The following is a 13,609-nucleotide window of genomic DNA, read 5'->3' as shown; positions in this document are numbered from 1 at the left end:
ATGAATTTTGAAACAGTAATCGGACTTGAAGTCCATGTGGAATTAAAAACGCAATCTAAAATCTTTTCTTCCTCACCTGTTGGCTTCGGCGTGGATCCAAATGCCAATACCAATGAGAAAGATTGGGGTTATCCTGGAGCATTACCGACTATGAATCGTCAAGCAATAGAATACGGAATGAAAGCTTCCTTAGCTTTAAATTGTCAGGTCGCTAAACAGATGAAGTTTGATCGTAAAAATTATTTTTATCCAGATAATCCGTCTGCTTATCAGATTTCTCAATTAGATCAACCGGTCGGGGCCAATGGTTACTTGGATATTGAAGTAGAAGGCAAGAAGCGTCGGATTCGTATTGAACGTGTTCATTTGGAAGAAGATGCAGGAAAAAACACACATGGTGTGGACGGGTATTCATATGTTGACTTGAACCGTCAAGGGACGCCGCTAATTGAAATCGTCACTGAAGCAGATATTCGGTCTCCTAAAGAGGCTCATGCCTTTCTAGAAGCTTTACGGGAGCGAATTATGTATACCGGAGTTTCAGATGTCAAGATGGAAGAAGGTTCTTTACGCTGTGATGGTAATATTTCAATTCGTCCATTTGGACAAGAAACTTTTGGAACAAAAACTGAAATCAAGAACTTAAATTCATTCAGTTTTGTACGTAAAGGTTTAGAGTTTGAAGAAAAACGTCAGGAAAACATTTTAAGATCTGGGGATGTCATTCGTCAAGAAACACGTCGTTATGACGAGAAAACAGGACAAACAATTCTAATGCGTACGAAAGAGGGAGCGGCAGATTACCGCTACTTTCCTGAACCAGACTTACCACCGGTAACTATTGCTCAAGAGTGGATTGATCAAGTCCAGCAATCGATGCCAGAAATGCCAGAAGTGCGTCGTAAAAAGTACATTGAGAATTATCAGCTTCCGGAATACGATGCCATGGTCTTAACACTTCAAAAGGAAATGTCAGATTTCTTTGAAGAAACCATTCAAGAAGGTGCAGATGCCAAACAAGCATCGAACTGGTTAATGGGTGAAGTATCTGCTTATCTAAATGCACAACAGGTTGAACTTTCTCAAACAGGATTAACCCCTAAGAATTTAGCAGAAATGATCCAGCTAATTGATAAAGGAACAATTTCTTCTAAAATTGCCAAAAAACTCTTCAAAATATTAGCTCAAGAAGGTGGCAACGCTAAAGAAATTGTTGAAGCCAAAGGAATGGCCCAACTTTCGGATCCAGCCCAATTGAAACCGTTGATTGATGAGATTGTTGAAAATAACCCACAATCAGTCGAGGATTATAAGAATGGAAAAGATCGGGCCGTAGGATTCTTTGTAGGTCAAGTCATGAAGAAAACTAAAGGTCAAGCAAACCCTCAAGTCGTGAATGAATTAATCCTTGAAAAATTACAAACAATGTAGCTATAAGGAAACATAAACGACACAAATGAAAACCGCCATTTGTGTCGTTTTTTATTGGAGTTAGATAACTATAAGGAAAGCCATATATAAAAGAAGATAGGAAGTGTAAAAATGAAAAATATCATATCATCATTATTAATGACAATCGTCGGAACATTCTTAGTCGCATTAGCCATCAACTTAGTATCTTTACCGAATGAGTTGGGAGATGGTGGAGTTACTGGTTTTACCCTTTTTCTTCACTATACTCTAAACTTTGATATACCTAAGACAGCCTTCGTATTAAACGTGATTATTTTAATTATTGGTTGGAAATTATTGAGTAAAATGACGATTATTTATACGCTTTTGTCAATTGCAGCACTTTCATTCTTTTTAAAAGTTGTTCAGCCTACTCCCTTTATTCCAGATAACCAATTAGTAGCACCATTAGTATCGGGAGTAATTATGGGAACAGGCTTGGGAATCGTGATTCGTGGAGGCGGATCGACCGGAGGAACAGATATTCTTGCTTTGATTTTGAATAAATATGCTGGAATTAGTGTCTCAAATGCTTTACTAATATTTGACGGAGTGATTATTTCTCTATTATTCTTTGCGATTGGTCTAGAGAAGGGAGCTATTTCAATTGTTGGAATTCTTTTATATAGCCGAATTTTAAACTTCTGGGTTACAGGTTACAATCCTAAAAACGCACTGTTTGTTATTTCAGAAAAACACGAAGAAATTGGTAATGAAATTATGGATAAAGTTAAGCGTGGGGTTACTATCTTCTCAGGTTATGGCTTTTATTCCAAGGCTCAACGACAAATTCTATATGTGGTTGTTTCCAATCGTCAGCTAATGGCAGTTAAAAAGATTGTTCATAATATTGACCCTAAAGCATTTATTGCGGTTAATGATGTTCAACAAGTAGATGGTGAAGGCTTTACCTTCTTACGCGAACCTGAAGAAATGACTTTAGAGACTGACGAAAGTATTCTAAATACCAATGGCTAACATAATACTTTCTATTTCTTAAAAATAATAATAAAAACCTTGCACGATTTAATCATGCAAGGTTTTTTATTATAAGTTATTAGAATCATTAAGAAATTCGAGAATTCGTTTTGAGACCGGACGGGAAATGCCCAATCTACGCAGAGTATCGACATCAGATTGTTTAATTTTTTGTAATGATTTAAAGTGTTTTAAAAGTTTAGAGCGTGTAGCTGGGCCAACTCCTGGTATAGTATCCAAAATAGAAGCAACTTGACTCTTAGACCGTACTTTTCGGTGATAAGAAATGGCATAACGATGAACTTCTTCTTGTACTCTTTGAATAAAATGAAAGGCCTGGGAACGAGGATCAAGCTCCACTATCTTTTCAGTGTATCCATCTAATAAAGAGGCGGTCTTGTGTTTATCGTTTTTAACCATACCGGCTATAGGGATAGACAAACCTAACTCATTTTCCAAGACGTCTCTAGCGGCTCTTACTTGTATAATCCCACCATCCATTAAAATCAAATCAGGTAATGGTTTATCTTCTCTGAGTAAGCGGGTGTATCTTCGTCGGATAACTTCTTGAGAATGAGCAAATTCATTAGCCCCATCACCACTCTTAATTTTAAATTTCCGGTAATTTTTGCGGTCAGGTTTACCTTCTTGATAGACAACCATACCTGAGACCGTATGAACTCCTTGAATATGGGAGTGGTCAAATGCTTCAATATGATTAACTTGCTCAACTTTAAGAGCCTCTGCTAACTCTTCGATGGCTCCCAGCGTTTTAAGCTTGCTAGCTTCAATTAATCGGAATTTTTCATCCAAAGCTAACTTAGCATTTTTTTCACATAAATCGAGCATGGACTTCTTCTTTCCTCTAAGAGGTGTTTGAACAGGAATTTCGAAAACCTCTTCTAGAACCTCTTGATCAACAGTGGCAGGGACTAAGATAGCTTTTGGTATAACATTATATTGCTCCTTATAGAAGCGAGCAATATAAGTGGTTAGTTCATTGTCTGGTTCTTTTTCACCATAACTAGGAAAAAGAGCAGCTTTACGTTTAAGAATGGAACCTTGTCTTAACATAAAGGTTTGTATAGATATCCATCCCTTATCATAATAGAAATTGAAGACATCCATATTATCATACTCTTGGCTCATAATAGCTTGTCTTTCAACGGTTGTCTCGATATATTCAATCTGATCGCGTAAATCAGCAGCTTGTTCGAAATCTAGTTTATCAGCCGCTTCAGACATCTTACGCTTCAAATCATTCTTAATGGGGCCGACCTCACCATTAAAGAAACGTTTGATGCGATTAATTTGTTTCTGATAGGTCTCTTTGGAAATGGGATGGTCGCAGCAACCGATACACTGTCCTAGGTGATAGTAAAAGCAGGCGCGTTTTTCATTTTTACCACAACGTCTTAGAGGATAAATTTTTTGTAATAATTGTTGAGTGGCGGTAGCGGCTTGTACGTTTGGGAAAGGTCCGAAATAATGGCCACCATCTTTAAGAACTTGATTAGTTATAATTAATTGGGGGTCTTTTTCATTCGTTATTTTTAAGTATGGATACATACTGCCGTCTTTAAGTTTTATATTATATTGAGGCTTATATTGTTGGATCAAGTTTATTTCGAGAATCAACGCTTCTTTGTTTGAATTCGTTACAATTGTTTCGAAATGATGAATTTCAGAAACCAATTTAGTTGTTTTACTATCATGTGCTCCCCTGAAATAAGATCGAACGCGGTTTTTTAAGTTTTTAGCTTTACCTACGTATATGATTTTATCATTGACATCTTTCATTAAGTAGCATCCAGGCAAATCAGGTAATAAAGGGAGTCTCTGTTCAATATTGTGTCGAATTTCTTCAGGACTTTCTTTCGTCATACATTAGCCTCCTTTCTAGCCTTTTTTCTGATTAGGTAGTTGTCGAATTGTTCTTTCATAAGAGCGGGGGACTCTTTTTTCAATCAGATATTTCTCAGTAATAAATTGCTTTTTATTATTAAAGTGTCCGTAGATAAGAATCTGATCCCCCAGCATAACCTCATACATAAAAGTTAAAGATTTTCGAGCAATCAAAGCAGTAAATTCTTGATTAATTAGCTCAATAGGATTTAACGGATGTTTAATTAGTTTTAATTTAAATAAGACCAATGTGGGATCACTGGCCTTAATTATTTTTTGATAAATGACGATTCCTTTATATTGAAACTTATCAGCCATTTGCATGCTCCTTAAATTCACTTATATATAGTATAACAAAAGCAGTCAAGAAAGTTTATTTTTAAATCGTTTTCAGTATAATCACGCTGTGCTATAATAAAACTAATAATTAAAAAAGGATGTGGAAGTATGAAATTCAATGAATTCGAATATAAAAGACCAGACATGTCTGCTTTAAAACAGTCATTCCAACAACAGATTGAGAAAATTAAAAAAGCTGAATCGGCTGATGAAGCAATTGCAGCAGTTAAAGCCATTCAAGCCATTCAAAGAGATATTGAAACCAATTCAACATTAACTTCAATTCGTCATTCAGTGGATACCCGTGATCAATTCTATTCAGATGAAACAGATTTTTGGGATGAAAACTCACCCCTCATTAGCGAATGGGAAAGCGAATATTATCGAGCTACATTAGATTCACCTTACCGCAAAGAATTGGAAGAGGAATTACCTCATACTTTCTTTAAATTAGCAGAAAATCATTTGAAAATCTTTTCTCCTGAAATTATTCCGTTATTACAAAAGGAGAATCGTTTGGTATCCGAATATGGTAAGTTAAAAGCTTCTGCTGAAATCGAGTATAAAGGTGAAACTTATAACTTATCAAGCATTGGCGCATTTACGCAAGATCCGGATCGCAAAGTTCGTAAAGAAACTTCCGAACTGATTACTGATTGGTATTTAGAACGTCAAGATGAGTTTGATCGTATTTACGACCAATTAGTTAAAACGCGTCATGAAATTGCAACGAAGCTTGGTTTTAAAGACTTTGTTGAAGTCGGTTATGCGCGTATGGCTCGTTTGGACTATGACCGTAATGATGTGGAAGTCTATCGTAAAGAAGTTCAAAAACACGTAGTTCCTTTAGCGGAAAAACTATTTGAACGTCAACGTGAGCGTTTAGGTTTGGATAAGCTAGCCTTTTATGACTTAGGTCTAACTTTCCCAACAGGTAATGCTAAGCCTGAAGGTAGCCCAGAAGAAATAGTTGCCAAAGGTGTTGAAATGTACCATGAATTATCACCAGAAACTGGTGAGTTCATCGACTTATTAATTGAACACGATGTTTTAGATTTAGAATCTAAACCCGGCAAAGACACTGGGGCTTACTGCACTTATCTGCCTAATTATAAAACGCCTTATATTTTTGCTAACTTTAATGGAACGTCACATGATGTTGAAGTATTGACTCACGAGGCAGGCCACGCTTTCCAAGTTTATAACTCAAGATGGATTCAAACTCCTGAAGCTGTATGGCCTACTTTAGAATCTTGTGAGATTCACTCTATGTCGATGGAATTTTTAACTTGGCCATGGATGAAAAATTTCTTTGGTGATAGCATTGAGAAATTTAAGTATCAACATTTAGCTGGAGCTGTTCAATTTATTCCTTATGGTGTTTGTGTGGACCACTTCCAACATGAAGTGTATGAAAATCCAAACATGACCCCAGAAGAACGTCGTCAAACATGGAGAAAATTAGAAAAAATTTATAACCCTTGGATTGATTACCAAGGCAATGAGTTCTATGAAAATGGCGGTTGGTGGTTCAAACAATTGCATATTTTCACAATGCCTTTCTATTATATTGATTATACTTTAGCTCAAGTGTGTGCTTTCCAATTCTGGAAACGTAGTCAAGTCGATCATGATCCAAAAGCATGGGAAGACTATTTAAATATTTGTAAAGTTGGAGGAACTCAGACTTTCACAGAAATTATTGCAACAGGAAACTTGAAGTCACCATTTGAGCCTGGCAATCTTGCGGATACTTTAGCTAGTATAGAGGCCTATCTTGATCAAGTCGATGAAGAAACCTTAAGAAAATAATGTCTATCTTAAAGGAGCGTTTCTCATGTTGAACTATGCGACAATTGGTAGCTCATGGATAACTGAGCAAATGATCAATGCAGCTCAGTTAACTCAACGTTACCATCTTACGGCAGTTTACTCACGCTATTTGGATACTGCTAAACAACTGGCGCTAAAGTATGAAGCGGATTATTTTACCAATGAATTAAATAATATTCTTTATGATCCTAAAATCGATGTTATATATATAGCGAGTCCCAATTCTTTACATTTTAAGCAAGCCATGCAAGCTGTGAAGGCAAAAAAACATGTAATCATCGAAAAGCCTATGGTTACTTCATCTGCTCAGTGGCATGAATTATATTCACTCGCTGACGAAGTCGGAGTTTATGTTTTTGAAGCAGCTCTGCATTATCATAGTCGTAACTATAGTCGCCTAAAACCATTGATTAAACATAAAATGAAAGAGTTGGAGGCGCCTTTATATGGTGCCAACTTTAACATGGGACAGTATTCTTCTCGCTATGAGACTTATTTAGAATCCAAAGAAAAAGGCTGGCAAGTTCCCAACGTTTTTAATGCTGATTTTGAAGGTGGTTCATTGATGGATTTAGGTGTCTATCCTTTATATATAGCGCTCGACTTATTTGGTCTTCCTGAATCGGTTCATTATCATGCTTTAGATGATGGACGACAAATTGATTTGTTTGGTACAATCATTTTAAAGTATCCTCAAACACAAGTTTCAATCTTTTTGTCCAAGACTGTACATTCTATGATGCCTAGTGAATTTTATATTGGTAAAGAAACTTTTATCATTAATGATATCTCACGCTTAACAAAAGTGAGTTTAGTCAACACAGAAGGTAAAAAGGCCCAAATTATCGATTATTTACCAGCTAATCCAATGTTTGATGAATTATTAAGCTTCTCAGATATGATATTAGAAGAAAAAACAATTCATAAAGAAATTTTGTATGAGAACTGGAGGCAATTATCCTTGCAAGTGGTTCAAGTGCTTGAGTTATTACGTCAGTCAGCTAAACTATACTAAGACCCTAGAACGGTTAGAAGTCAATGACTTTTAGCCGTTCTTTCATGAAAAAGGAGCTATTATGAAGGAATTATCAAATACTCAATTGAAAAAATACTGGCAAGAAAAGAATTTTTCCGAGGCGACAGCTATTCAAAAACAAGTCTATCCCTATATTAAAGATGAAGAATCGGTTGTAGCTATTTCGCCAACGGGTACAGGGAAAACATTGGCCTATTTGCTGCCTATCTTAGAAAAGATTGAAGTAAACCAACAGCTACAAGCCATCATATTTGCCCCCACTCAAGAATTAGCTCAGCAGATTTTTTTAGTGGTGGATGAATGGAGCCGGTTACTTGGAATTACTGTTACGAGTATTGTTGGCGGTGCTAATGTCAAAAGACAAATTGAAAAATTAAAAAACAAACCAGAGCTTATTGTGGCAACTCCTGGTCGTTTCAATGAGTTACTAAAGCAAACATCTAAACTGAAGGTTCATACGGTTAGATGGATTATCTATGATGAAGCAGACTATTTGTTTTCAAAAGGAGAGCAACAAATAGCAGACATTGAAATGATTGAGAAGCGCCTCATGAGAGATATTAAACGCTATTATTTTTCAGCTACTAAAAGTAAAGACTTTCTTGATTATTTACAAGCAAAAAATTATGAATTTGATCGCTTAGAAATTTCAATGGAGTCGGCCAATATTCAGACTGAACATGTATACCTAGAAGTAAACAACCGACAAAAAACAAACATGTTAAAGCGTTTGGCTCAAATGGAGGGAATGCAAGCAATTGTTTTTTTTGATCAAATTAGCGATTTAGAAAGAGCTGCTGCAAAAATGATTTTTGAAAATTTATCCATATCTGTCCTTCATAGTCAATTAACCAATCAAGAAAGACAAATAGCCTTAGAACAGTTTAGACAACAAAAAACAATCTATCTATTAACGACAGATTTAGCTTCTAGAGGGCTTGATATAGAAGGCATACCTAATGTTATTCATTATCATCCAGCGCGTGATGTGCGTACCTATTACCATCGTTCAGGAAGAACTGGACGCATGGGGAATGAGGGATGTGCTATTTCACTGGTCAATCAACAAGAAGCTCTAAACCTAAAAAGAATGCTTGATGACAGCAGTATTCACTTAGAAGAAAGAGTGCTTTATGACCGTCAATTATTAAATGAACGGCCTGAGGAGGAAGAAATAAGACAGTCCAGCAAACGAATAACTAAGCGTAAATCTCATTCAAAAAAACCGAAAACAGCAGTAAAAGCTAAAAAGAAAAATCGTAAGCGTAATACAAAAAACATTGGGAAACCGCGCAGAAAAGACAAATAAAAGCTTTACCTAAATTTTACAATAAATTTACAGTATCTTTTTATCCTTGCGTTATAATAATTAAGAAGATAGGACATTAAGGTAAAGGAGTAGTGAAATGAGAATTCTAATAGCCACAGAAACTTTTGTACCCGCTACAGATGGTATTTGCACACGCCTTGCTCATATGACAACTGCAATGAAAGACTTAGGTCATGAAGTGATTGTGGTATCACCTGATTTAGGAATTACAGAGTATCAAGGTGTAAAAGTGATACCTATGGATTCTTTTAACTTTCCTTTATACAAATCGCGCCCTTGGGGGCTACCTTCTCGTAAAATGAAAGCTATTATTCAAGATTTTAATCCCGATATAATTCATGCAGTCAATCCCTTTTTTATGGTAACTTCTGCTGTTAAATACGCTAAGCGTTTGGGAATTCCTCTATTAGCCTCCTATCATACACATCTGCCTGATTATCTTGATCATTACAATTTACCGCTTTTGAAACCAATCCTTTGGGATTATATTCGCTTTTGGCATCATGACGCTGACTTAAACATTACCGTTTCAGAAAGTTTGAAAGAAGAATTAATTGATAAAGGGATAGCTGTAGAAGGAGTTCTGCCAAGAGGTATTGATCTTAATAAAAGACACCCTAAATTTTTTGATCAAGATTTTTACAATCAATGGACCTTTGGATTAGATAATCAAAAACTTTTAGTCTATGTTGGACGTCTTGCTGCTGAAAAAGATTTAGATCACTTACTTTCTATCTTTTCCCACCGAGAGGATATCTGCTTAACTATCGTGGGTGATGGTCCGGAGCGTCAGCATTTGGAAGAATTATTTTCAGGCACTAAAACGACCTTTACTGGCTTTTTAGATGGAGAAAACTTGTCTAAGGCATATGCAACAGGAGACGCATTTATATTTCCCTCTGTTTCAGAGACCTTTGGCTTAGTAATCTCAGAATCGATGGCATCAGGAGTCCCGGTTATCGCTGCTGAGAATGGACCTACTTTAGAACAAATTACGCTTAATCAAACAGGTATGATTTATCAATCAGGGGATGCAAAATCACTAATAGATTCTCTCAAAATTTTAGATAAACCTTTAAAACTTAAAGAAATGGGATTAAAAGCCCGGCGAGAAGCTGAAAAATATTCTTGGGAAAATGCTACAAGAATGTTATTGGATTTTTATGAAGAAACTATTCATCTTAACTCTAAAAAACTTTCACATTTTAATAAATTAGTGAATCAATAAAAGAGTCATTCATTAAACTCTTAAGAAGGTTAAGATAAAGCAAAACATTCGCAAAATGTAGTAAATTGTTATATAATTTACATAGAAACGAAATAAAGAAAGAAGGTATAATTATGGCACTTATTATGACTTTAATTGTCGGAGGAATCATTGGATGGTTAGCAGGTATGATTTTAGGTAAAGATATTCCTGGTGGAGTTATCGGAAATATCATTGCTGGTATCATCGGATCATGGGTAGGTGGCCAATTTTTCTCTGATTTTGGTCCGGTAGTATCTGACATCGCTATTTTTCCATCATTAATTGGAGCAATTATTTTGATTGCAGTGGTATCTTTTGTATTAAAGAAAACTAGATAAGCTAACTAGCTTAATAATTAGGCGGGTTCATAGAATCTGCCTCTTTTTCTTTATGAGTCTTTATTGATAAAAAAAGGAGGAATATAATTGTCAGAAAAAGTACCTTCTTATACTCAAACATTTAAAATAAATTCAGATTGGTTCATCGATCGAGAACATAAAAGTAATAATTTTACTAAACTATTAGAAGCGATTTTAGAAACGTCGACTAATCATGAGCAGTTTAATCAATTTGATCAAACTGACACTATCCTAGGACAGGATGAAAGTTGGGTAATTACGCAAAACGTATGTATTGTTAATCAATTGCCTCGATATGGTGATATAATTGAGATTAAGACCAAAATTATTCAGGCCAATCGTTTTCTATTAGAGCGGTGGTTTGAGATAAGGTCTAAAGACCATCTTTTGTTAGAGTGTCAAATTCAATTTGCGGTAATTAATTTAAAAACTAGAAAAATGGGACGGATCAACCATAAAATGTTGGAAGAACTAAAACTTATTGATCACAATCAGCATGTTAAAAAGATAAAACTTACCTTTCCAGAGGATATAACTTTTTGTCAAGAAAATGATCAAGTCATAATAGATAAAGATATTGATTTTAATAATCATGTTAATAATCTTGTTTATATAAATTGGTCTATTAGTAATCTACCTATTTGGTTACAAAATAATTATTATATAAAAAACTTAGCGATTAAGTATGGTCGAGAGTTGCTTAGAGAACACCAGGTGAAGATTCGTACAGAGGCTAATGTCAAGTTAGAGACGCGAACCGAAGCCGATAAAGTAATAACCTATCAAACAATTTACAATGATACCATTCAGCAAGAAGCGGCTCGAATAGAGATTGAATGGCTGAAAAAAGAACTTTAATTCGTTATAATAGATTTGATAATGAAAGTAGAAAGAAGGTTATTAATGATAACACTTAAATCCGAAAGAGAAATTCAAGCCATGAAAGAATCAGGAAAAGTTCTATCTGATATCCATGTAGCTTTACGAGACTTTATAAAAGAAGGGGTAACAACCAACCAAATTGACCAATTTGTTCAAAATAAAATTGAAGCGGCTGGAGCGGTCGCTGCTCAAATAGGCTATGAAGGTTATAAATACGCTACTTGTACCAGTGTTAATGATGAAATATGTCATGGTTTCCCGTCCAATCGTATCTTAAAAGCCGGAGATATAGTTAAGGTTGACTTTTGTGTTGACTTGAATGGAGCAATTTCTGATTCTTGTTGGTGTTATGCAATTGGCGAAATTAGTCCAGAACATAAACGATTAATGGAAGTTACCAAAGAAGCTTTATATCGCGGTATTGAACAAGCTAAGGTAGGGAATCGTATAGGTGATATTGGACATGCTATTCAAACGCATGTGGAAGGAGAGGGATTCGGTGTTGTTCGTGACTTTGTTGGCCATGGCATTGGCCCTACTATACACGAAGAACCAGCTGTTCCACACTATGGTTTAAAAGGTAGGGGACTTCGATTAAAAGAGGGCATGACAATTACGATTGAACCCATGGTAACTACAGGAGATTGGAAAATGAAAATGGATGCAAACGGCTGGACGGCCAGAACGAGAGATGGTGGATACTGTGCTCAGTATGAGCACTCACTAGCAATTGGGCCAGACGGACCTATCTTATTGACTCAACAAGAAAATGAAATATAATATAAATTCAAAAAAACAAGGTCTAGTTAACTAGACCTTGTTTTTTTATTGAAAAACTTTAGGAAACAATAGATTGATAGAGTTTTTCATAGCGGCTAACAATTTCATCCCATTTGAAATAGTTGATTGCATCTAAGGCATCTTTAGACAAACGTTCATAATGGTTTGAAATATAAAGAACTGCTTGCTCGAAAGCTGTTTGATCAAATCGATCCACAGAAACGCCTACATGGTAATTTTCAAAAAAGGAGTCGAACCCTTCGTTTTGAGTATAGATTACCGGCAACCCCTGACTCATTGCTTCTGGATAAACCAATCCAAAGGTTTCAGGGAAAGATAGTAGGGCGAAAAGATCCATTGAACGATATAAATTGACCATTTCAGCTTTATTTAAAGAACCATGATAGGTAACATGGTCCATTGTTTGAAGTTGCTTGAGAATTTTAGCATCCCAGTTGGGACCAGCAATATGTAGCTCTGCTGCTTGGTAATTTTTTGAAAAATGCTCGATCATTTTAGCTAATTCAACAAAGCGTTTACCGGAAGAAACTTTACCGGCGGTTACAATACGAAGCGGCTGATGACACACAAATTTCTTTTCATTAAAGCGATTGTTATGCCAATAATCATCAATTCCATTTGCAAGGACCTGGCTTTTTGCTTTGAGGCTATCCAAATCTTTGGCAGGTATAAAGCGATTAAAGACCTGTTGATAAGTATTCTGTGAAATAAAGATAATCTGCTTGGCATCACGCATAATATCTAAGCCCACTTTGCGCATCCAGGGCATTTTTTCAAAAAAAGTATGCAGGTCCGCATTGCGTACAGCAACAATATAGGGAACCTGATAATTCAGATAAACTTGTCTAGCTAGCCAACCATTTGAAAAGAGTGAATGCGCATGAATCAGCTCAAAGTTATCTAAACTGTATGTTTCTTTTAAATCTTTCCAAATCTTATGGTGTTTAAGTGGAAAAATCCAGCGCATCCATTGATCGTGATTTCTAGATAGGTTCAAGTAATCTCCACTAGCTGCCACTCTTTCTTGAGGAAATTGATGAGAAATAGGGACATAAACTTCTAATTTATGTCCCTGTTTTACTTGACGATCATAGATTTGTTTAAATAAACCAGAAGTTGAGAAATAGGAATTAATATGTAAAATATCCATGCTATCTACTCTTGTCCTTCTTCGATAAGGGCTTCTAATGAAGAAAGTCGATTTTCTAAATCTTCAACTTTTTGATTCATGGCGGCTTGGCTGCCTTCATATTCTTTCGTCGTTGGAATTGAAAAAGCTTTTACAGATAGATAAACAAGTAAGAAGAAAATAATGACGCCAATGATTAGAAGCGGCCAACCAGTTCGGTCTACCCGTCGATCTATTTCTTCAATGTGTTTGGTTATTTCTTCTTCAAAATTTGTATTGAAGTTTGAAGGGGTTACCATCCTTATCGCCTCCTTCT

13 protein-coding genes are annotated in these 13,609 nt (G+C 35.7%); 9 read left to right on the top strand and 4 right to left on the bottom strand.

Features of this window, described 5'->3' with window-relative positions; genetic code table 11:
* Together gatB and NW240_RS05860 are read left to right on the top strand one after the other, a co-directional pair.
* On the top strand, positions 1-1,431 hold the full coding sequence (gatB, locus tag NW240_RS05865) for an Asp-tRNA(Asn)/Glu-tRNA(Gln) amidotransferase subunit GatB (RefSeq protein ID WP_258436573.1): 1,431 nt from the start codon (positions 1-3) through the stop codon (positions 1,429-1,431).
* Positions 1,432-1,542: 111 nt separating this feature from the next.
* The gene (locus tag NW240_RS05860; RefSeq protein WP_258436572.1) at positions 1,543-2,430 is read left to right on the top strand and encodes a YitT family protein; all 888 of its coding nucleotides are present in this window, start codon (positions 1,543-1,545) and stop codon (positions 2,428-2,430) included.
* Between the two features lie 69 nt (positions 2,431-2,499).
* Here the strand turns inward: NW240_RS05860 and uvrC are convergent, their stop codons facing one another.
* Positions 2,500-4,314 carry an excinuclease ABC subunit UvrC gene (gene uvrC, locus NW240_RS05855; protein WP_258436570.1) on the bottom strand — a complete coding sequence of 605 codons (1,815 nt, stop codon included), beginning with the start codon at positions 4,312-4,314 and terminating at the stop codon, positions 2,500-2,502.
* A gap of 15 nt (positions 4,315-4,329) precedes the next feature.
* Entirely contained in the window at positions 4,330-4,653 is a 324-nt protein-coding gene (locus NW240_RS05850) for a hypothetical protein (RefSeq protein ID WP_258436569.1), read from the bottom strand.
* A 129-nt stretch (positions 4,654-4,782) separates the two neighbouring features.
* On the opposite strand from NW240_RS05850, the gene NW240_RS05845 reads away from it, so the two are divergent.
* The 7 genes from NW240_RS05845 to map all read left to right on the top strand — a co-directional run bounded on the left by NW240_RS05845 (position 4,783) and on the right by map (position 12,143).
* Entirely contained in the window at positions 4,783-6,486 is a 1,704-nt protein-coding gene (locus tag NW240_RS05845; RefSeq protein ID WP_258436568.1) for a M3 family oligoendopeptidase, read from the top strand.
* A 25-nt stretch (positions 6,487-6,511) separates the two neighbouring features.
* Positions 6,512-7,522, top strand: coding sequence for a Gfo/Idh/MocA family protein (locus tag NW240_RS05840; protein WP_258436567.1), 1,011 nt, complete (start codon positions 6,512-6,514; stop codon positions 7,520-7,522).
* Between the two features lie 61 nt (positions 7,523-7,583).
* Positions 7,584-8,852 (top strand): DEAD/DEAH box helicase, encoded by a 1,269-nt coding sequence (locus NW240_RS05835; protein ID WP_258436566.1) that lies wholly within the window; start codon positions 7,584-7,586, stop codon positions 8,850-8,852.
* 97 nt (positions 8,853-8,949) lie between these two features.
* Entirely contained in the window at positions 8,950-10,101 is a 1,152-nt protein-coding gene (locus NW240_RS05830) for a glycosyltransferase family 1 protein (RefSeq protein WP_258436565.1), read from the top strand.
* Positions 10,102-10,214: 113 nt separating this feature from the next.
* Entirely contained in the window at positions 10,215-10,460 is a 246-nt protein-coding gene (locus NW240_RS05825) for a GlsB/YeaQ/YmgE family stress response membrane protein (RefSeq protein ID WP_258436564.1), read from the top strand.
* An 87-nt stretch (positions 10,461-10,547) separates the two neighbouring features.
* Positions 10,548-11,339, top strand: a complete 792-nt coding sequence (locus NW240_RS05820; protein WP_258436563.1) for an acyl-ACP thioesterase domain-containing protein — start codon at positions 10,548-10,550, stop codon at positions 11,337-11,339.
* 45 nt (positions 11,340-11,384) lie between these two features.
* On the top strand, positions 11,385-12,143 hold the full coding sequence (gene map, locus NW240_RS05815) for a type I methionyl aminopeptidase (RefSeq protein ID WP_258436562.1): 759 nt from the start codon (positions 11,385-11,387) through the stop codon (positions 12,141-12,143).
* A gap of 58 nt (positions 12,144-12,201) precedes the next feature.
* Here map and NW240_RS05810 read toward each other — a convergent pair whose 3' ends face one another.
* Together NW240_RS05810 and NW240_RS05805 are read right to left on the bottom strand one after the other, a co-directional pair.
* On the bottom strand, positions 12,202-13,314 hold the full coding sequence (locus NW240_RS05810; RefSeq protein WP_258436560.1) for a glycosyltransferase family 4 protein: 1,113 nt from the start codon (positions 13,312-13,314) through the stop codon (positions 12,202-12,204).
* Positions 13,315-13,319: 5 nt separating this feature from the next.
* The gene (locus tag NW240_RS05805; RefSeq protein ID WP_258436559.1) at positions 13,320-13,592 is read right to left on the bottom strand and encodes a hypothetical protein; all 273 of its coding nucleotides are present in this window, start codon (positions 13,590-13,592) and stop codon (positions 13,320-13,322) included.
* Positions 13,593-13,609: the final 17 nt, after the last annotated feature.

Origin of the sequence: Facklamia sp. 7083-14-GEN3, assembly GCF_024742075.1 — a bacterium.
Classification (GTDB): Bacteria; Bacillota; Bacilli; order Lactobacillales; family Aerococcaceae; genus Facklamia.
The sequence above is the reverse complement of the archived record's forward strand: the minus strand, read 5'-3'. Positions and strand labels throughout refer to the sequence as shown.